This is a genomic window from Aeromonas sp. (assembly GCF_050252055.1).
In the GTDB taxonomy this organism is placed as follows: Bacteria; Pseudomonadota; Gammaproteobacteria; order Enterobacterales; family Aeromonadaceae; genus Aeromonas; species Aeromonas caviae.
The window spans coordinates 1-20627 of record NZ_JBFWLQ010000008.1 but is presented as its reverse complement, the minus strand read 5'-3'; the positions used below and the strand labels follow the sequence as shown (position 1 = coordinate 20627).

At 60.6% G+C, this 20627-nt stretch carries 17 protein-coding genes; 10 read left to right on the top strand and 7 right to left on the bottom strand.

What is annotated here, in order from left to right; translation table 11 throughout:
* Positions 1-4: 4 nt before the first annotated feature.
* The gene (locus tag AB7E19_RS14715) at positions 5-172 is read right to left on the bottom strand and encodes a hypothetical protein (RefSeq protein ID WP_005308905.1); all 168 of its coding nucleotides are present in this window, start codon (positions 170-172) and stop codon (positions 5-7) included.
* Between the two features lie 56 nt (positions 173-228).
* Here AB7E19_RS14715 and AB7E19_RS14710 point away from each other — a divergent pair, with 56 nt between their 5' ends.
* From AB7E19_RS14710 to gshA, 4 genes are read left to right on the top strand one after another with little or no spacing between them, the layout of a single operon-like run.
* Positions 229-1203: an NADP-dependent oxidoreductase gene (locus tag AB7E19_RS14710; protein ID WP_191967193.1), complete on the top strand. Its 975-nt coding sequence runs from the start codon at positions 229-231 to the stop codon at positions 1201-1203.
* The gene (locus AB7E19_RS14705; protein WP_029313803.1) at positions 1200-1637 is read left to right on the top strand and encodes a YqaA family protein; all 438 of its coding nucleotides are present in this window, start codon (positions 1200-1202) and stop codon (positions 1635-1637) included. The genes AB7E19_RS14710 and AB7E19_RS14705 overlap by 4 nt, the downstream gene beginning before the upstream one ends.
* A 25-nt stretch (positions 1638-1662) precedes the next feature.
* The gene (locus tag AB7E19_RS14700; RefSeq protein WP_102983754.1) at positions 1663-4476 is read left to right on the top strand and encodes a M16 family metallopeptidase; all 2814 of its coding nucleotides are present in this window, start codon (positions 1663-1665) and stop codon (positions 4474-4476) included.
* Positions 4477-4534: 58 nt separating this feature from the next.
* Positions 4535-6133 (top strand): glutamate--cysteine ligase, encoded by a 1599-nt coding sequence (gshA, locus tag AB7E19_RS14695; RefSeq protein WP_049636442.1) that lies wholly within the window; start codon positions 4535-4537, stop codon positions 6131-6133.
* 118 nt (positions 6134-6251) lie between these two features.
* Here gshA and AB7E19_RS14690 read toward each other — a convergent pair whose 3' ends face one another.
* Both AB7E19_RS14690 and aspA read right to left on the bottom strand, forming a co-directional pair.
* Entirely contained in the window at positions 6252-7571 is a 1320-nt protein-coding gene (locus AB7E19_RS14690; protein WP_041210978.1) for an anaerobic C4-dicarboxylate transporter, read from the bottom strand.
* A 130-nt stretch (positions 7572-7701) separates the two neighbouring features.
* Positions 7702-9144 (bottom strand): aspartate ammonia-lyase, encoded by a 1443-nt coding sequence (gene aspA / locus AB7E19_RS14685; RefSeq protein WP_010673133.1) that lies wholly within the window; start codon positions 9142-9144, stop codon positions 7702-7704.
* A 449-nt stretch (positions 9145-9593) separates the two neighbouring features.
* Between aspA and AB7E19_RS14680 the strand changes: the two genes are divergently transcribed.
* Positions 9594-10073 (top strand): FxsA family protein, encoded by a 480-nt coding sequence (locus AB7E19_RS14680; RefSeq protein WP_039040009.1) that lies wholly within the window; start codon positions 9594-9596, stop codon positions 10071-10073.
* 22 nt (positions 10074-10095) lie between these two features.
* On the opposite strand, the gene AB7E19_RS14675 is transcribed toward AB7E19_RS14680, so the two are convergent.
* Positions 10096-11430: an MATE family efflux transporter gene (locus tag AB7E19_RS14675; protein ID WP_427935888.1), complete on the bottom strand. Its 1335-nt coding sequence runs from the start codon at positions 11428-11430 to the stop codon at positions 10096-10098.
* A 242-nt stretch (positions 11431-11672) separates the two neighbouring features.
* Between AB7E19_RS14675 and AB7E19_RS14670 the strand changes: the two genes are divergently transcribed.
* The 5 genes from AB7E19_RS14670 to AB7E19_RS14650 all read left to right on the top strand — a co-directional run bounded on the left by AB7E19_RS14670 (position 11673) and on the right by AB7E19_RS14650 (position 16440).
* Entirely contained in the window at positions 11673-11966 is a 294-nt protein-coding gene (locus tag AB7E19_RS14670; protein WP_005309514.1) for a co-chaperone GroES, read from the top strand.
* 43 nt (positions 11967-12009) lie between these two features.
* On the top strand, positions 12010-13644 hold the full coding sequence (groL, locus tag AB7E19_RS14665) for a chaperonin GroEL (RefSeq protein WP_010673136.1): 1635 nt from the start codon (positions 12010-12012) through the stop codon (positions 13642-13644).
* Positions 13645-13738: 94 nt separating this feature from the next.
* Positions 13739-14236 (top strand): molybdopterin-binding oxidoreductase, encoded by a 498-nt coding sequence (locus AB7E19_RS14660; RefSeq protein WP_316286893.1) that lies wholly within the window; start codon positions 13739-13741, stop codon positions 14234-14236.
* Positions 14237-14261: 25 nt separating this feature from the next.
* On the top strand, positions 14262-16193 hold the full coding sequence (locus AB7E19_RS14655; RefSeq protein ID WP_039040011.1) for a putative bifunctional diguanylate cyclase/phosphodiesterase: 1932 nt from the start codon (positions 14262-14264) through the stop codon (positions 16191-16193).
* 58 nt (positions 16194-16251) lie between these two features.
* The gene (locus tag AB7E19_RS14650) at positions 16252-16440 is read left to right on the top strand and encodes a hypothetical protein (RefSeq protein ID WP_010673139.1); all 189 of its coding nucleotides are present in this window, start codon (positions 16252-16254) and stop codon (positions 16438-16440) included.
* 64 nt (positions 16441-16504) lie between these two features.
* On the opposite strand, the gene rluA is transcribed toward AB7E19_RS14650, so the two are convergent.
* From rluA to AB7E19_RS14635, 3 genes are all read right to left on the bottom strand, one after another.
* Complete coding sequence (gene rluA / locus AB7E19_RS14645) at positions 16505-17161, bottom strand: bifunctional tRNA pseudouridine(32) synthase/23S rRNA pseudouridine(746) synthase RluA (RefSeq protein ID WP_042864434.1); 657 nt, start codon at positions 17159-17161, stop codon at positions 16505-16507.
* A 131-nt stretch (positions 17162-17292) separates the two neighbouring features.
* Positions 17293-20160 (bottom strand): RNA polymerase-associated protein RapA, encoded by a 2868-nt coding sequence (gene rapA / locus AB7E19_RS14640; RefSeq protein WP_427935733.1) that lies wholly within the window; start codon positions 20158-20160, stop codon positions 17293-17295.
* 73 nt (positions 20161-20233) lie between these two features.
* A partial coding sequence (locus AB7E19_RS14635; protein WP_427935731.1) for a hypothetical protein occupies positions 20234-20627 on the bottom strand: 394 nt, incomplete at its 5' end.

Here is a 20627-nt window from a genome sequence, read left to right as displayed (position 1 = left end):
AACCCTAGTGAGTGAGCACCATCATCAGGCTGAGGAAGGCGGCAAGCCCGCCGCCGATGCCGATGATCCAGTAAAAGCCCTTGGCCCCCTGTTTGAGCGGAATGCGGAAGTAGAGCAGAAACGCCCACCACCCCAGGGCCAGCAACAGAGGAATAAGAAACATTCGAGCCATGGTGTCCTCGCTGTTATTCTGTTGACCCTTGATCAATCAACAGGATGGATTGTGCAATGACGCAGCTACAGATTACCGCATTCGGCGACCCCTCGGTACTCAGGCTCAACCCTTCCCTGGACAAGGTGCCCGCGGAGGGAGAGGTCCGGGTGCGCATCTGCTTTGCGGGGGTCAACCCCATCGATGCCAAGACCCGGGCCGGTCTCGGCTGGGCGGCCGCCCAGAACAAGGACAACCTGCCCTGGACGCCGGGTTATGACGTCTCCGGCGTGGTGGAAAAGGTGGGGCCCGGCGTGACCTCCCTGGCCGAGGGGGATCAGGTGTGCGGCATGGTGGGTTTCCCCCTCGCCGCCGGTGCATATGCCGAATCCGTGGTGGCCCGCGAGGAGGAGCTGGTCAAGCTCGATGGGGTGAGCCTCAGGCAGGGAGCGGCCCTACCGCTGGCGGGTCTCACCGCCTGGCAGGGGCTGCTGGAGCACGGTGGCCTGCAGTCGGGGCAACGGGTACTGATCCTGGCCGGTGCCGGTGGCGTCGGCCACCTGGCGGTGCAGTTTGCCGCCGCCTATGGTGCCCACGTGGTTGCCACGGCAAGCGGCGACAATCACAGCTTCCTTCATAGTCTCGGGGCGAGCCGGATGGTGGATTACCACCAGGCCGGGTGGTGCACCGAAGCGATCACCGATGGTCCGTTCGATCTGGTGCTGGATCTGGTGGGGGGCGAGAGCGGCAAGGCTGCGCTGGCCTGCGTCAAGCCGGGCGGCCGTCTGGTGACGGTCCCCACCATCACGGCCCAGCAGATCAAGGACGCGGGAGCCGAGCTCGGCGTCGAGGTTGTCGGCATGCTGGTCCATCCCGATCGAACGCAGCTGACCCAGATGCTGACGCTGCTTCGCCAGGGGGAGGTGAAGATCACTGTCTCCGGTGAATACACGCTGGCAGAAGGGGCGCTGGCCCATCAGGCCATCGAGCAGGGCCATGTGCGCGGCAAGCTGTTGCTGCGCATGTCCGCCGCAGACGGCCAGCCCGGATGATAGACTTCACCGGGATGGGGCTGGGAGGGCTGTTTCTGAGCGCCTTCACCTCCGCCACCCTGTTGCCCGGCAGCTCGGAAGTGCTGCTGGGCGCCATGGCGGTCAAGGGGGAGTGGAGCATGACCAGCCTGCTTTTCTGGGCGACGCTGGGCAATACCCTGGGCTCCATGACCACCTGGTGGCTCGGCTGGCTCGCCACCCACAAGAAAAAACCGGAAGATTTTCAAGGCCGTGGGGAACAAAAAGCCCTTGGTTGGCTCAAACGTCATGGCCACTGGTGTCTACTGCTTGCTTGGACGCCTGTGGTCGGCGATGGTCTCTGTCTGCTGGCTGGTTGGCTGCGCCTCTCCTTCTGGCGCTCCCTCATCTTGATCGGGCTCGGCAAATTGCTTCGTTATGCCCTGGTGTTTCTGCTGGCCAGTCAGATCTTCTAGCCCTTTTGTCACTCACGAGGTACCCGTGAACAAACTCATTCCATTAAGCATGCTGCTGGGCTTCTCCCTTCCCGTGCTGGCGGCCCCGACCCTGGTGTCCGAGCAGGTCAAACAAGAGGGCAAGCTCGGCATCCCCTACCAGATGTACAAGCTGGACAACGGTTTGACCGTGATCCTGGCCCCCGACCACTCCGATCCCCTGGTGCATCTGGACGTCACCTATCACGTCGGCTCCTCCCGGGAAACCGTGGGCAAGTCGGGCTTTGCCCACTTCTTCGAGCACATGATGTTCCAGGGCTCCAAGCACGTTGGTGATCAGGAACACATGCGGATCATCAACGAGGCGGGCGGTGACATGAACGGCACCACCAACAAGGACCGTACCAACTACTACGAAACCGTGCCGGCCAACCAGCTGGAGAAGGTGCTCTGGCTGGAGGCGGATCGCATGGGCTTCCTGCTCGATGCGGTGAGCCAGAAGAAGTTCGAGATCCAGCGCGCCACCGTCAAGAACGAACGGGCCCAGCGCATCGACAACCAGCCTTATGGCCTGGTGGGCGAGCGGGTGGGGGAGGCACTCTATCCGCGCACCCACCCCTACTCCTGGCAACCCATCGGTTATGTGGAGGACCTCGACCGGGTCGACGTCAACGACCTCAAGCAGTTCTTCCTGCGCTGGTACGGCCCCAACAATGCGACCCTGACCCTGGGCGGCGACTTTGATACCAAGCAGGCGCTGGCCTGGATTGAGCAGTACTTCGGTTCCATCCCGCGCGGTCCGGACGTGGCCGAACCGACGCCTCAGCCTGCCACCCTGCCGGCAACCCGCTACGTGACGCTGGAAGACAAGGTGCATCTGCCGCTCCTGTATATCAGCTACCCGACCGTCTCCCTGGGTGACCCGCAGGAGCCGGCGCTGGACATCTTTGCCGATGTGCTGGGGGGCTCTGCCAGCTCCATGCTCTACCAGTCCCTGGTGAAAACCGGCAAGGCCATCGAGGCGGGTGCCTCCCACTCCTGCGAAGAACTTGCCTGTACCCTGACGGTCTATGCCTACCCCAATCCGGCGGCGGATGGCAGCCTCAAGACCCTCAAGGGCGAGGTGGACAAGGTGATCGGCGAGTTCGCCCAGCGCGGCATCAAGCCCGCGGATCTGGAGAAGGCCATCAGCAGCTATCGCGCGTCCGCCATCTGGGGACTCGACAGCATCGAGGGCAAGGTCAGCCAGCTTGCCATGGGGCAGGTGCTGGCCCGGGATCCCGACTATGTGTTCAAGAATCTGGATGCCATCGCCCGGGTCAAGGGGTCTGACGTCAAGGCTGCCTACGACAAGTTCATCCAGAACAAGCCTGCCGTGGTGCTGAGCGTGGTGCCCAAGGGCAAGAGCGACTGGCAGGCCGCGACCCCGAACTTCACTCCCGCCAAGCGGGAGCTGCCGGATTACAGCAAGCATGACAAGGTGCTGGCCGAGCGGCCGGTGAAAGATGACTTCGATCGCAGCGTGCAGCCCAAGGCGGCCGATGCGGTGAGCGTCAAGGTGCCCGCCATCTGGCGTGGCAAGCTCGACAAGGGGATCGAGATCATCGGCACCCACAGCGACGAGATCCCGGCCGTCTCCATCATGATCGCCCTGCCGGGTGGCATCCGGGCCGAAGGCAAGGGAGAGCTGGGGCTGGCCAGCCTCACCGCCGCCATGCTGGAGCAGGGGACGACGCGCCTCTCCGAGGCCGAGCTGAGCGACGAGCTGCAAAAACTCGGCGCCAGCATCAGCGTCTCCAGCGCCCAGTACAACAACCTCATCACCATCAGCAGTCTGGCGGACAAGCTGCCCGAAACCCTGGCGCTGGTGCGGGAAGTACTGCTGCAACCCGGCCTGCGGGAAGCGGACTTCGAGCGGCTCAAGACCCAGATGCTGCAAGGCATGAAACAGAGCGAGCAGCAACCCGAGTGGCTGGCGGGTCAGGCGTTCCGCGAACTGGTCTATGGCAAGCAGAACCGCCTCGGCCAACCCTCTGACGGGGTGCTGGCGGACGTGGAGAAGCTGACCCTGGCGGATGTGAAGCGCTTCTATGAGGCTTATTACAATCCGACCAATGCCAAGGTGGTGGTGACAGGTGATGTGACCGCCCAGCAGGTGGAATCCGGTCTCGCCTTCCTGACCCAGTGGCAGGGGGCCGCCCCGACCCTGGGGGATCTCAAGCCCGGGGGAGAGCAGGCCAAGCCAGGCATCTATCTGGTGGACAAGCCGGGGGCCCCCCAGTCGGTGATCCGCATCGGCCGCCGCGCCATGCCGTTTGACACCACGGGAGACTATTTCATCGCCAACCTGATGAACTTCAACCTGGGTGGCAACTTCAACAGCCGCATCAACCTCAACCTGCGGGAAGACAAGGGCTACACCTATGGTGCCAGCTCGGGCTTCCAGGCCAACCGCGAGGCGGGTGTCTTCGCGACCGGCGCCAATGTGCGCACCGATGCGACCGTGGATGCCATCCGCCAGTTCCTCAAGGAGATGGACGGCTACCGCAAGAGCGGGCCGACCCCAGTGGAGCTGGCCTACATGCGCAGCGCCGTCTCCCAGCAGGATGCGCTCTCCTACGAGACCCTGGGGCAGAAGGCTGGCTTCCTGCTGCAGATGATCATGTACGACCTGAAGCCGGACTATGTGCAGGCCCAGAACAACCTGATCAAAACAGTGTCACCCGAGACGCTGAAGGCCAGTGCAGCCCGCTGGCTGGATCCGGCCGAGATGGTGATTGTGGTGGTGGGAGACAAGCAAAAGCTTGAAAAACCCCTGAGTGAGCTTCATCTTCCCATCTATCCACTGCAACTGCCCTGAGGGGCGTCGCAACAATAAGTGCCGCCCCGGGTGGGGCGGCCACACATGAGCCGTGAATATGACTACTACTAGCTTGTCGCTCACCGAGTTGCTGGCTGCGCTGGGCACCCCGGAACGGGTGACCGCCCTCAAGGGGATCCGGCGCGGGATCGAGCGCGAATGTCTGCGCATCACCCCCGAAGGGACCCTGGCCCAGACCGATCACCCCAGAAGCCTGGGGTCGGCCCTGACCCATGCCAACATCACCACCGATTACTCCGAGAGCCTGCTGGAGTTCATCACGCCGGCCACCGACTCCATCGAGAGCCTGATCGAGCAGCTCGGCGACATTCACCGCCACACCATTCATCATCTGGGAGAGGAGCGGATCTGGCCCCTCTCCATGCCCTGCTTCGTCGGTGACGAGGAGAGCATCCGCCTGGCCCAGTACGGCAGTTCCAACATCGGGCGGATGAAGACCCTCTATCGCCAGGGTCTGAAGAACCGCTACGGCAGCCTGATGCAGGTGATCGCCGGGGTGCACTTCAACTTCTCCATGCCGGACAGCTTCTGGTGCGAGTGGCAGGATCTGGTGGGAGAGGGCTGCTGCAGCCAGCGCTTCATCTCCGACAAGTACATGGGGCTTATTCGCAACGTCTACCGCTTCGGCTGGCTGGTGCCCTATCTGTTCGGCGCGTCTCCTGCCATCTGCGATTCCTTCCTCAAGGGGCGCAAGAGCAGCCTGCCGTTCCAGAAGACCGGCAAGGGCACCCTTTACCTGCCCTATGCCACGGCTCTGCGCCTGTCCGATCTCGGTTACACCAACAGCGCCCAGGCGGGGCTCAAGATCAGTCATGACAGCCTGCCCGCTTATGTGAGCAGTCTGCGCCGGGCCATCAATACCCATGATCCCGACTTCGCCAGGATAGGGGTCAAGGTGAACGGCGAGTACCGCCAGCTCAACGACAACGTGCTGCAGCTGGAGAACGAGCTCTACGCGCCGATCCGCCCCAAGCGCACCCCCCGCAGCGGCGAGAAGCCCTCGGATGCGCTGGAGCAGCGCGGCATCGAATACATCGAGCTGCGCACGGTGGACGTCAATCCCTTTACCCCGTTCGGTATCGAGGTGGATCAGATCCGCTTCTTCGATCTCTTCCTGGTCTGGTGCCTGTTGCGCCCGTCCCCCGTGCTCTCGGATGATGAGGTTGCCCGCAACCGCCGCAACCAGAACAAGGTGGTGCTGGAGGGGCGTCGCCCCGGCCTGACGCTTGAAGATGAACAGGGCAATGCCATCGGCCTCAAGGAGTACGGCCTCAAGCTGTTCGACGAGCTGGCCGAGGTCGCAGCGCTGCTGGATCGCTGCTGTGGTCGCAACCGCTATCGCGAGACGCTGGCGATGCACCGTGAGAAGCTGCTCGACCCCGAGCAGACCTACTCCGCCCGCCTGCTCAAGCAGTTGCTTTCAAGCGGCCAGGACAACGGCTGCTTCGGCGATGCGCTGGCGAGCCGCTACCGGGAAGAGATGCTGGCCGGCGATCTGCAGTACTGGGACGAGGCCTATTTTGCTGGCGAGGCACGGGACTCCCTGGCCAAGCAGCGGGAGCGGGAACGCAGTGACAGCCTGTCGTTCGACGACTTCCTGGCTGACTATTTCGGTACCCGCCAGACCACGGCCTGAGGATGCCGCCAGGATGACGAAAGCCGCTCCCGGGAGCGGCTTTTTCATGGGCGCCCGGCGGTGGCCGGGCATAAAAAAACGGCCCGTTCGGGCCGTTTTACATGGGGTGGTTCATCGGTCAGAGGATGAGACCACCGAAGAAGAAGCCGAGCGCCACTGCCATGGCGATGGTGGCCACACCCGGGATGAAGAAGGGGTGGTTGAACACGGCCTTGCCGATGCGGGTGGAGCCGGTGTCGTCCATCTCGACCGCGGCCAGCAGGGTCGGGTAGGTCGGCAGTACGAACAGGGCGCTCACGGCGGCGAAGGAGGCGATGGCCGCCAGCGGGCTGACACCCAGTGCCAGGGCGGCAGGCATCAGGGCCTTGGTGGTGGCACCTTGCGAGTAGAGCAGCATGGAGGAGAAGAACAGCACCACGGCCAGCAGCCAGCTGTATTGGCTCAGCAGATCGCCGGCGAACGCCTGGATCTCGACCATGTTGCCCTTCACGAAGACGTTGCCCAGCCAGGCTACGCCCAGCACGCAGATACAGGCGGACATACCGGACTTGAAGGTCGGCATGTTGGTGATCTGGGCCGCGTCCAGTTTGCAGAACAGGACCATCAGGGTGGCGGCGGAGAGCATGATGCCCATGATGGCGCCATCGCGGGGGATCGGCGGGCTGCTGATGAGGCCGACGTTGCCGGAGATGGCGGTGGCATAGGCCATCACGGCCACGATGGAGGCGACGAAGATGCCGACGGAGAGCTTGGCATAAGGCTTGATCTCAACCTGGCTGGTACCGCGCAGCTTGATGAGTCCCTTGGCTTTGCGCTCCAGATAGACTTCGTCCTGATCCAGCGGCTTGCCCAGCAGGTTGGCGATGAAGGCCCCCAGCAGACAGGCGATGAAGCTGGACGGGATGCAGATGGCCAGCAGGGTCAGGTAGTCGACGCCAAGCGGCTCCAGCATGCCGGAGAAGGCGACCACGGCCGCCGAGATGGGGGAGGCGGTGATGGCAATCTGGGAGGCAACGACCGCGATGGAGAGCGGACGGGAGGGGCGAATGCCCTGCTCCTTGGCCACTTCGGCGATCACCGGCAGGGTGGAGAAGGCGGTGTGACCGGTACCGGCCAGCATGGTCATCAGGTAGGTGACGACCGGCGCGGCGAAGGTGATGTGCTTGGGATTCTTGCGCAGGGCTTTTTCGGCCAGGTGCACCAGATAATCCATCCCGCCAGCCAGCTGCATACAGGCAATGGCGCAGATGACGGACGCGATGATCATGATCACGTCCCACGGGAGATAGGTCACCAGCTGATCGCTCGGGATGGGCATGCCCAGCCCCCAGGTCAGTACCAGTACCCCAAGACCACCGGCAAAGCCGATACCTATACTGCCTATCCGGGCCCCCAGATAGATAGCGGCGAGCACGACAAGTAACTCGATTCCAATCATAGCGAACACTCCATTTTCCAGTTTTTTTAGGTTTTATTAGGCTGAAAAGCCAATTCCCGATGGGGCTGTGGAGAGACCGCTCGGGAATTGACTTTAAATGGGCCGGGATAACCCCGGCCCATCTGCTCGCTTATACGGTGGCTTCGCGGGTGTAACGCTTGGCTTTGTATTGCGGGTTCATCAGGTTCTCGATGGAGAGGATCTCGTCCAGCTGTTCGGCGGTCAGCAGGCCGCGTTCCAGCACGACTTCGCGGACGTTCTTGCCGGTCTGGGCACAGATCTTGCCGACGATGTCGCCTTCATGGTGACCGATGAAGGGGTTCAGGTAGGTCACGATGCCGATGGAGTTCAGCACGTGGTTCATGCAGATGTCCGGGTTGGCGGTGATGCCTTCCACGCACTTCTCGCGCAGGGAGATGCAGGCTTTTTCCATCAGGCTCAGAGATTCGAACATGGCCTGACCAATCACCGGCTCCATGACGTTCAGCTGCAGCTGACCGGCCTCGGCGGCGAAGGTGATGGTGACGTCGTTGCCGAATACCTTGAAGCAGGACTGGTTGACCACTTCCGGAATGACCGGGTTGACCTTGGCCGGCATGATGGAGGAGCCAGCCTGCATTTCCGGCAGGTTGATCTCTTTGAGCGCGGTGCGCGGGCCGGAGGAGAGCAGACGCAGGTCATTACAGATCTTGGAGAGCTTCATGGCCAGACGCTTGACCGCACCGTGCAGCATCACATAGGCGCCGCAGTCGGAGGTCGCTTCGATGAGGTCCTCTGCCGGCACGTAGGCACGACCGGTGATCTCGGCCAGACGCTTGATGGCAAGACCGGAGTACTCGGGCGGAGTGTTCAGACCGGTACCGATGGCGGTGGCGCCCAGGTTCACTTCCAGCAGCAGCTCCTGGCAACGCTTGATGGATTTGATCTCTTCACGCAGGGTGACGGCGAAGGCGTGGAACTCCTGACCCAGGGTCATGGGCACGGCGTCCTGCAACTGGGTACGGCCCATTTTCAGGATATGTTTGAATTCCTTGGCTTTGACATCGAAGGCGGCGATGAGGGCTTCCAGAGCGTGCAGGGTGGTGTCGGTGCTGTTGACCACGGCCACGCGGAAACCGGTGGGGTAGGCATCGTTGGTGGACTGGCACTTGTTGACGTGATCGTTGGGGTTGATGACGTCGTAGCGACCCTTTTCAAGTCCCATCAGCTCGAGGGCGATGTTGGCCAGCACTTCGTTGGTGTTCATGTTGACGGAGGTACCGGCGCCGCCCTGATAGACATCGACCGGGAACTGATCGAAGCACTTGCCGGTGTTCAGCATCAGGTCGCAGGCTTCGACAATCTTGTCTGCGATCTCGGGACGGATGGTGCCCAGCTCACCGTTGGCCAGTGCAGCCGCCTTCTTAGTCAGGACCATGCCACGAACAAACTCGGGAACGTCAGAAATCTTCTGAGTGCTGATCTTGAAGTTCTCAACAGCGCGCAGGGTGTGCACGCCGTAGTAGAGGTCGTTGGAAACTTCTTTGGTGCCCAGCAGGTCTTCTTCAATGCGGACGTTCTTGATGTCGCTCATTGTTATGCCTCAGAAATCAAATAAATGGAAACGATCCTCACCGAGTGGTCGCGATTTCCCTACGCACATTTCATCCTGAAGCACCACACATCGGGTGGGGCAGTTGGGAGCCAGTTGCTCCCTGTGCAATGACTGGTGTTGATGTTACCCCAATTGAGGTATCCGGTATTAGACCTGGATCACTAAATTTGAGGCAACCTCAAATTTCTTGTGGTCATTAAACAGATATTGCAATCGGGCGATTAACTTTGACAGAACAACCACCTCAATCCCAGTTGGGCGGACAAATATTTATCCGTATTCCGGGGCCTGCGGCAGGAGAGGCTTGAAAAATGATCAACCAGCCCCATGTTAATGTCAGAAGACCTGAACCCGGCGCGTCAGCATCAGCGATGTGCGGCTGCCGGCCGGACACCCCGGGTCCATTCATTCATCGCTCCGAGGTTGCTATGGGCAAGTTGTTACTGTTGTTGGTCGGGCTGGTATTGCTGGAGCTCACTGTCATGATCAAGGTGGGCTCCGTGATCGGGGCCTTGCCGACCGTTGGCTTGCTGGTGCTGACCGCCGTGCTGGGATCGTCGCTGGTGCGCAGCGAGGGGATCAAGACCCTGCTCACTGCCCAGCAGAAGATGCAGCTGGGGGAGATGCCCGGCCGCGAGGTGATGGGTGGCATGATGCTGGCGCTGGCGGGCTTGTTGCTGATTATCCCGGGATTTGTGAGCGATATTGTCGGCATCCTGCTGCTGCAGCCCTGGCTGCGCAACATGCTGGCCGACAAGCTGATTGGCAGCAATCAGTTCAGGATGCAGATGGGGGGCTTCCAGGCTCGCCAGCAGCCGTTCGAGCCGGGTCCCGGCGATGACAGGCCCGGACAATCCCCGCGAGGGGGTGGCAACACCATCGAAGGGGAGTTCGAACGCAAAGAGTAATCACGAGCCTCGGGCTGTGCCGTCAGGATCTCCCCTGATGGCACAGCCGCTCGAATCTGTGGCGGGCATACCCCCATGCCAGCAATCCGGCGGCCAGGTTCGCCAGCAGCATCCCCAGATAGATCCCCTGTTCTCCCCCCAGTTTTGCCCCCAGCCAGGCCCCCGGCAGCAAGAAGACAAACAGTCTGATGCCGTTTATCAGCAGTGACACCGCCGATGCCCTGACGCCGTTGAGGGCCGAGGCCAGCAGCATCACCATGCCCTGAAAGCCGTAGCCGATGGGGACCAGATGCAGATAGAGCACGATGAGTCGCACCACTTGCGGATGATCGCTGAACAGATCGGCGATGAAGGGGGCGAGAAGCCAGGTCAGCGCGTAGACCCCAAGCTGGAACAGCAGGGCGAAGCGCATGCAGAGCAGCAGGGCGGCCTTGGCTCGGGCCGGATTCCCGGCGCCGCAGTTCTGCGAGATGAAGGGGGCCAGCACGGAAGAGAGCGCCATCATCACGATGAGCAGCAAGGCCTCGACCCGGGATGCAGCGCCGTAGGCGGCGACCACCTCGGTTCCGAGCCCGGCGAAAATGATCATCAACACGGCGTTGGCCAGTGGGTTGAGCATGTTGGTAAACGATGCGGGCACAGCCACATGGAGCAGGGCGCGCCAATGGGCCAACAGCTGAGGGCGGGGAGAGAGGCGCCAGGTCAGCAGCGTCTCCCGCTTGCGCAGCAGATGGAGGCTGACCAGCATGGCCATCAACCAGGAGAGGGAAGTGGCGATGGCGGCTCCCCGAATGCCCCACTCGGGGAAGGGGCCCGGCCCGAAGATGAGCAGAGGATCCAGCACGCCGTTGACCAGACCGGCGACCCCCATCACCAGACTGGGGGTCTTGGTATCCCCCGTGGTCCGGATGGCCGCATTGCCGACCATGGGCACGACCAGCATGGGGACGGTCAGATACCAGATGAGCATGTAATCGTGGATGAGGGAGATGAGCTCGGGGCTGGCCCCCAGCAGGGTGAACAGAGGGGTAATGGTCATTGCCCCCAGTCCGGCAAGCAGACTCACCAGGATGACGGCGAGTAACAGGCAGTCTGTGGTGATGCGGGCAGCCTCGTCATGGCGACCCTGCCCCAGGGCATGACCGAGCAGGGCGCACAGGCCCGCTCCCAGCCCCATGGTCAGGGAGGTGACGACAAAGGTGACCGGGAAGGTGAAGCTGATGGCGGCCAGCGCCTGGGTACCCAGCATGCCGATGAAGAAGGTATCGACCAGGTTGAAGGCCAGGATGGCGATGATGCCCAGGATCATGGGGCCCGTCATGCGCAGCAGCATGGGCGTCATGGGAGCGGTCAGCATGGGATTGGGTCGGCTCAAGGCAGAGTCTCTAGGTGCTTTGGGCCTGAATGCTGGCCGTCTCCATCCGCCTTCCTGATTGGGGATGGGTGATCCATCGAAGGTGTTCATAGTACGTGAAAATATTTTTTTTGTATTTGCCCTTGAAGGGCTAGCCCTGTTGCCCCAGATCAGGGACATGACAAATTTGGCCGATTGCGGCCATTCCTCAAGCAACACAGAGACTCATTTTGGGAGAGTTATCGATGAAAATTCGTCCACTGCACGACCGCGTCATCATCAAGCGCATCGAAGCTGAAGCCAAATCCGCTGGCGGCATCGTCTTGACTGGCACTGCGGCCCAGAAGTCCACCCGTGGTGAAGTTCTTGCCGTGGGGACTGGTCGAATTCTGGACAATGGGGATGTCAAAGCACTGGCCGTCAAGGTGGGTGACAAGGTGATCTTCAACGAAGGCTACGGCGTGAAGACCGAAAAGCTGGATGGCCAGGACGTACTGATCCTGTCCGAGACCGACATCCTGGCGATTGTCGAAGAGTAATCACCCTCCCTCTTTTCCCGAATTGATTTAAGGATTGAAGAACATGGCAGCTAAAGAAGTTAAGTTTGGCAACGAAGCTCGCATCAAAATGCTGGAAGGCGTCAACATCCTGGCCGATGCCGTCAAGGTGACCCTGGGCCCGAAAGGCCGCAACGTGGTGCTGGACAAGTCCTTCGGCGCCCCGACCATCACCAAGGATGGCGTCTCCGTTGCCCGTGAAATCGAACTGGAAGACAAGTTCCAGAACATGGGTGCCCAGATGGTCAAGGAAGTCGCTTCCAAGGCCAATGACGCCGCCGGTGACGGTACCACCACTGCCACCGTACTGGCTCAAGCCATCGTCAATGAAGGCCTGAAGGCCGTTGCCGCCGGCATGAATCCCATGGATCTGAAGCGTGGTATCGACAAGGCCGTTGTGGCTGCCGTTGCCGAGCTGCAAGCTCTGTCCACCCCCTGTGCCGACAACAATGCCATCGCCCAGGTCGGCACCATCTCTGCCAACTCCGACGAGAAGGTCGGCAAGCTGATTGCCGAAGCCATGGACAAGGTCGGTCGTGACGGCGTCATCACCGTGGAAGACGGTCAGGGCCTGGACGACGAGCTGGCTGTGGTAGAAGGCATGCAGTTCGACCGCGGCTACCTCTCCCCTTACTTCGTGAACAAGCCGGAAACCGGCTCCGTCGAGCTGGATGACCCCTTCATCCTGCTGGTGGACAAGAAAGTCTCCAACATCCGCGAAATGCTGCCGGTGCTGGAAGGTGTGGCCAAGGCAGGTAAACCGCTGATCATCGTGGCCGAAGACGTGGAAGGCGAAGCGCTGGCGACCCTGGTGGTCAACACCATGCGTGGCATCGTGAAAGTGGCCGCCGTCAAGGCGCCGGGCTTCGGTGATCGCCGCAAGGCCATGCTGCAGGATATCGCCATCCTGACCGGTGGTACCGTGATCTCCGAAGAAGTGGGCATGGAGCTGGAAAAAGCGACCCTGGAAGATCTGGGCCGTGCCAAGCGCATCGTCATCACCAAAGAGAACACCACCATCATCGATGGCGTGGGCGATGCCGCCCTGATCGAAAGCCGCGTGGCCCAGATCCGTCAGCAGATCGAAGAGACCTCTTCCGATTACGACCGTGAGAAGCTGCAAGAGCGCGTGGCCAAGCTGGCCGGCGGTGTTGCCGTGATCAAGGTGGGTGCTGCCACTGAAGTTGAAATGAAAGAGAAGAAAGCCCGTGTTGACGATGCCCTGCACGCCACTCGCGCAGCCGTGGAAGAAGGCGTGGTTGCCGGTGGTGGTGTAGCGCTGGTGCGCGTTGCTGCCAAGCTGGCCTCCCTGCGTGGTGACAACGAAGACCAGAACGTCGGTATCAAGGTTGCCCTGCGCGCCATGGAAGCCCCGCTGCGTCAAATCGTCATCAACGCCGGCGAAGAAGCCTCCGTCATCGCCAATGCCGTGAAGAACGGTGAAGGCAACTACGGTTACAACGCCTACACCGAACAGTACGGCGACATGCTGGCCATGGGTATCCTGGATCCGACCAAGGTAACCCGTTCTGCCCTGCAGTTCGCCTCGTCCGTCGCTGGCCTGATGATCACCACAGAGTGCATGATCTCCGAGCTGCCGAAGAAAGATGCACCTGCCATGCCTGATATGGGTGGCATGGGCGGTATGGGTATGATGTAATCCCGTCAAGTCATCAAACGGCTCGCTTTTGCGGGCCGTTTTTTTTAGTGCTACTAAGCTGAAGTTGTTGATAGTGAAATGATCTGAGGTGAACATGCGATACTTAGGGCTTCTCCCGTTACTCCTTTCCCTGGCTTTGCCGGGCATGGCGCTGGCGACACCGCAGGGGCCGGTCATTCTCAAGGTGACGGGGAATCTGGACCCTGCCGACCCGGCAGATGGAGAGGTGCTGTTCGATATGGCCATGATCCAGGCGCTGCCGCAGCATGAGGTGGTGACGAGCAATCCCTGGGTGGACAAACCGCACAAATACGTAGGGCCGAAACTGGCGGACGTGCTGACTGAGGTGAAGGCCAACGGCAAGAGCATCACGCTCACCGCCCTGAACAGTTTCCAGATCCGGATCAACTGGGATAAGGTCAAGCAATACGATCCTATCCTGGCCTGGCAGGATGACGGGATGACCATGCGGGTACGTGACAAGGGGCCGCTCTGGTTTATCCTGCCACTGGATCAGCATCCCGAACTCAGGCGTTCCGAGTTCACCGACATGATGATCTGGCAACTGAGTGCGATCGACATTCAGCAGTAAAAACGGTGGTTTACGGGAGTACTGGGTGAAAGCGAAGACCAGGGCCTGGCCCTTACTCGGCGTTCTTTATCTATCCATTCTGTTGTTCACGGGTAGCACCCTCTATTGCCTGGTGCAGATACAAAATGCGACCCGGGTGATGGAGAAGTACACCTATGACGTCTCCTGGGCATTGATGCAGTTGCAGCTCGAGCTGGGCCGCTTTCTCAATGCCGTCGAGATTTACCACTATGGCGGCATAGACCAGGAAGCCCTGCTGCTCCGCTATGACATTCTCTGGAGTCGTACCCCCATCCTCCTGAGCGGCCAATTGAGAAAAAGCCTCGCGGACAATCCGAAGACGCTGCGGCTGGTGAAACTGACTGAAAGCAGTATCCGCAAGCTGGAGCCTGATTTGGTCAAGCTCAAACCGGGGACGCCGGATTACCAGCAAGTCATGATGACACTGGCGCCCCTGCAGGAACCCCTCTCTTACTCTCTTGCTTCCGTCATGCAGAACAACATCAACGTCTATACGGGCAACGACGCGCGTTTTGGCCAGTTGCGCAATGCCCTGCTGTTCATGGTGTCGGGGCTGGTGGTGTCCGTCATTCTGCTCAGCGGCCTGCTGGTGCGAGAAGCCAGGCGCCATTTCAGGACCGCTAGGATCGATCCCCTCACCGGGCTCGCCAACCGACTGGCGCTGCTGGAAAAGATGGATGCCTATGTCACCCGTGACACCTCCTTCGGACTGGTGCTGGTCGACATCAACGACTTTCGCGATATCAACAGCAAATTTGGCTACAACACAGGGGACCTCCTGCTGCAGGAGGTGGCAAAGCGGCTGCGCGCCCTGTGCGAAAACGGGGAGTGGGTGGCGCGTTTGGGGGGAGATCAGCTTGCCATGCTGCAACGGGAGGGGAGCGATCTTCGCCAGGTCAGGGAGCTCGTGGCCAGAGTACTCCACTCCATCAAGCAAGACATCATCATCGACAACTACCCTTTCCGGCTTGAGGTTGGTATTGGTATCGCCTTCTTCCCGACCGACAGCAACCAGACCCAGGAGTTGCTCAGCCGGGCGGAGCAGGCCCTCTCTCACAGCCGCAAGACCCATGTTCCCTATGTCATCTATGACAGTTCCCTGCTCAACGAGACGGCCAGGCGCAAGCATCTTGCGTCTGACATGGTGATGGCGCTGGAGCACAATGCGCTCGAGCTCTATTACCAGCCCATCGTCAATCTGGAAAGTGGCCGCTGTGAAGCCGTGGAGGCGCTGCTGCGCTGGCGCCATCCCGAGCTCGGCTTTATTCCCCCCAACGAGGTGATCCAGGTGGCGGAAGAGTTCCAGCTGGCCGAGAAACTGGGTGGCTGGGTATTGAATACCGCATGTGAACAACTGCATCAGTGGCAGCACTTGGGGTTGGTGGACTTGCAGATGTGCGTGAATATCTCCCCGGGCATGTACCAGCGCAACCTCTTGAAGCTGGTGGCCAGAGCGCTGATGGAGCACCATATCCCTGCGTCCAGCCTGGTGCTGGAGGTGACGGAAGACACCACCATGCGCGAGGTCAAGAACTCGCTGCAGTTGATGCAGGATCTCAGCCAGCAGGGGGTACATCTGGCCCTTGACGACTTCGGCACCGGCTACTCCTCCCTCAGCTATCTGCAGAAGCTGCCGGTGAGCAAGGTGAAGATAGACAGGTCCTTCATCCAGGGTATCGACACCTCTATCGAGGCGGCCGAACTGGTCGCCAACATCTGCCGTATGGGCTCCATGCTTGGCAAGAAACTGGTATGTGAAGGGATCGAGACTCAGGGGCAGCTCGATGTGCTGCGTTCATTGACCGACATACATCTGTATGGGCAGGGATATCTGTTCAGTCGCCCGGAGCATGCCGAAAAGGCCTATCAGACATTGCTGGAGATGGAAGAGCGCTGGTTGGCCCGGCGCTCGCCGGACAAGGCATATCTGCGTTGAACGATATGGCTCATCTCTCACCGGGCCCGGCCGATAGTCTCTTGGCAGGAGGTACACAATGGATATTTCTAGTTCTGCAAATGCGTCGTTCGGTTCTGCACTGATGGTGGCCAGCCTGGCCAAAAAGCAGCAGACCCAGGAAGGCGAATCCGCACTGAAACTGCTGGAAACAGCAGCGCAATCCGCTCCGGCTGCGCCGACATCGGCCAGCGCTTCCCTCGGAAGCAAGATCGATATCCGCGTCTGAGCGATAAAAAAGCCCCCATCTCTCGATGGGGGCTTTCTTTTTATTTGGTTGTTACCTGTCAGGCTCAGACCGGGAAAGGGGCCGGTGCCTCGAAGGTCATCCGCTCGCCGCTGCGGGGGTGGCTGATGGTCAGGCTGGCCGCATGAAGATAAAGGTGCGGTGCAGCCGCCAGCGCATCCGGGTTGGCGTAGAGGTTATCGCCGAGGATGGGGTGACCCAGCTCCAGCATATGGACCCGCAGCTGATGAGAGCGACCGGTAATCGGGGTCAGCTTGATCAGGCTGTTGCCGTTCTCCACCTTCAGCTTCTGCCACAGGGTCAGGGCATGACGCCCCTCCTCAAAATCCACCTTCTGCTTCGGCCGGTTGGGCCAGTCGACGCAGAGCGGCAGATCCACTTCGCCCGCATCCTGTTCCGGTTCACCCCACACCCAGGCGAGGTAGTGCTTCTCGGTCTCCCGCTCGCGGAATTGCCGGCTCAGCTCCCGGTGGGAGTTGGGGGTGAGCGGGATCACCAGCACGCCGGTGGTCGCCATGTCGAGGCGATGGGCAGCCGCCGCTTTGGGGTGCTGCTGCTTGACCCGATGGAGCACGCTGTCTTCATTCTCGGGGCCGCGCCCGGGGACGCTCAGCAGGCCAGTGGGCTTGTTGACTACCATGATGTCCTTGTCCTTGAACAGGATATCGAGCCAGGGTTCCAGGGGCGGGGAGTATACAAACATAGCGTCTCGCATCTTGGGTCAAAGCGGGGGCAAGCCCCCATCAGTTATGGGTAACCACGATAAAAAGTGCATGGCATCCAGCCTGAGTTGGGTCTGGTCGTTAGCAACCAGATGATGCCTGCACCGTTTTATCAGTTATGGGTAACCACAATAAAGCGGATGGCATCCAGCTTGAGTTGGGTCTGGTCGATCAGGTGGTGCAATTCTGCCTGCAGATTGCGCAGATAATCCAGTTCGCTGTCGCGCACATTCGGGTTGACCGCCTTGAGTGCCTCCAGCCTGTCCAGATCCTGTTGCAGGGTCTGCGCCATCTGGGCACGGGCCTTGTCGACAATCCCGGCTTTCAGTTCGTTGGCAATGACCTCGCCCTTGCCAATCAGTCCGTGGATCACCGGCTGGGATGCGGTAACCAGCTTGCTGCCAAGGTGGCGGTTGACCGGTGTCAGCTGGCGGTTGAAGGCATCAAACGCCACTTTCTCGCCCAGATTCTGGCCGTTCTTGTCCATCAGCAGACGGATCGGCGTCGGCGGCATGAAACGGTAGAGCTGGGGATGAGCCGCGGACTCGGCAACGAAGATCAGCTCAAGCAGGATGGAGCCGACCGGCAGCGCCTTGTTCTTGAGCAGTGCCACCGAGGTGGCACCGATCTCGGAACCCAGGATCAGGTCGATACCGCCGCGCATCATGGGGTGATCCCAGGAGAGCAGCGCCATGTCATCCCGCGACAGGGCGGTGTTGCGATCGAAGGTGATGGTCATGCCGTCTTGCGGCAGGCCCGGGAAGCTCGGCACCAGCATGTGATCCCCGGGAGTCAGCACCAGCGCATTTTCACCGCGATCATCCTGGTTGACGCCGATCTCGTCGAACATCTTGAGGGCGAAGGAGATCATGCCGGTGTCGTCATCTTCGGCGGCGAGCTTGTCGACCAACTGCTGGGCGGCCTCGCCACCGCTGGAGTGGATTTCCAGCAGGCGATCACGACCCTGTTCCAGCCGGGCCTTGAGCGGCTCGTGCAGTTCGCGGGTCTTGGCCAGCAGGGCGTCGAGGGGGCCCTGCTCGCCGGTGTTGGCGGCCAGCAGCTCGAACAGCTCGTCACGTACCGCTTCGAACACCGGGCGGGCCGTCGGGCAGGTCTGCTCGAACGCATCCAGACCATTGTGATACCAGAGCTGCAGGGCGCGCTGGGCAGTCCCTTCCAGATAGGGAACGTGGATCTCGACGGTATTCTGCTGACCGATACGATCCAGTCGGCCGATACGCTGTTCCAGCAGATCCGGGTTGAGTGGCAGATCGAACAGCACCAGATGGCTGGCAAACTGGAAGTTGCGACCTTCTGAGCCGATCTCGGAGCAGAGCAGCACCTGAGCGCCCCCCTCTTGCTGGGCGAAATAGGCGGAGGCCTTGTCCCGCTCGAGGATCGACATCCCTTCGTGGAACACGGCGCCACGGATCCCTTCACGGGTGCGCAGCGCCTCTTCCAGGGCGATGGCGGTGGCTGCTTCAGAGCAGATCACCAGCACCTTCTGCTGACGGGCGGAGAGCAGCAGTTCCAGCAACCATTCGACGCGCGGGTCGAACTGGGTCCAGGTAGCGTTGTCGCCTTCGAACTGCTGGAAGATCTTCTCGGGATAGAGGTAGCGCAAGGCACGGGTCTGCAGATCGCCTCCATTGCCACCCATCATGCCCATCACCTTGATGGCGGTCTTGTACTGCTCCGGCAGCGGCATGGGGTAGATGTTGAGATGACGCTCCGGGAAGCCCTGAATATTGGCGCGGCTGTTACGGAACAGCACCCGGCCGGTGCCATGTTGATCCAGCAGCTTGGCGACCGCCTGCTGACGGGCGGCTGCATCGTTTAAGTCCAGCCCTTCCAGCTGGCTGGCGAGGATTTGCTTGGCTTCATTGCTCAGGGTTTCGCCATCCAGCAGCTCCTGGGCTGCGCTCGCGACCTGACCGTAGGCCTGCTCCTCGGCGAGGAAGGCGTCGTAGTCGTAGAAACGCTCCGGGTCGAGCAGGCGCAGACGAGCAAAGTGACTCTGGTGGCCCAGCTGATCAGGGGTCGCGGTCAGCAGCAGCACGCCCGGTACTTGTTCGGCCAGCGCTTCCACCATTTCGTAGGCGCGGCTGGGGGCCTCCTCACTCCACTCCAGATGGTGCGCTTCGTCGACAACCAGCAGATCCCACTCGGCTTCCAGCACTTGTTCGAAGCGACGACGCTTCTTGCGCAGGAAGTCGAGGCTGCAGATCACCAGCTGTTCGGTCTCGAAGGGGTTCTCCGCATCGGCGAACGCCTCGATGCAGCGCTCCTCGTCAAACAGGGAGAAGTGCAGGTTGAAACGGCGCAGCATCTCGACCAGCCACTGGTGCTGGAGCGTTTCGGGCAGCAGGATCAGCACCCGATGGGCGCGGCCGGAGAGCAACTGCTGGTGAATGATCATGCCTGCTTCGATGGTCTTGCCCAGACCCACCTCGTCTGCCAGCAATACGCGCGGGGCGTAGCGGTGACCCACTTCATGGGCGATGTAGAGCTGGTGCGGGATCAGACTGACTTTCCCGCCAGCCAGGCCGCGAGTCGGGTTGCGGCGACGCTGGTGCTGGTTGACCAGCGCTTCGTAGCGCAGGGTAAAGCGGGACATCCGGTCAATCTGGCCGGCGAACAGGCGATCCTGCGGCTTGTTGAACTTGATGAAGTTGTTGAGAAACACTTCCTTGAGGGCAACCGGCTCACCATTGTCGGTGCGGACACCTACATATATAAGCAGGCCATCTTTCTCCTGCACTTCGTCGACCGTCATGGTCCAGTCTTCGTGACTGGCTATCTGATCGCCCACATTGAAGCTGACCCGGGTCACCGGCGCCTCTTCTTTGGCATACATGCGGTTTTCACCGGTAGCCGGAAACAACAGGGTAACCATGCGTCCTTCAACAGCAACGACAGTCCCCAACCCCAGATCCGTCTCTGTATCACTAATCCAACGCTGGCCAAGTGCAAAAGGCATTAAACTCTCCAAAGCCCAAGAGTGTGAGAATCGCAAAGGGGCGCTATGTTACCCGAAGGCGGAAAGCCGATCATCATGGTTGTGCAGCAGGGGAAAGCCAAATCGACACAAGCTTGATCTGCCAACCTGCCAGCCTCAATACAGCATCCGGAATATCAATCTGCAGATCCTTTTCGTGCATTAATACATCACCGCGGTTGCTTTGTGAGCGGTTGAACGATGGAAGCCATCTTTTTGCAATTATCCCCTTGCCAGAACGAATTCGCTCCCTATAATGCGCCTCCATCGACAGGGCAAGCGGCAACGCAAAGCCTGAGTCGATAGCCTCGAAAAGCCTGTGAAAATAAGGCTTGACTCGAGAAGGCGGTTGAGTAGAATGCCACTCCCGCAGCAGCCAAAAGCTGCGTCGCTCTTTAACAATTTGAATCAAGCAATCTGTGTGGGCACTCACAGCATCGAGCATCAAA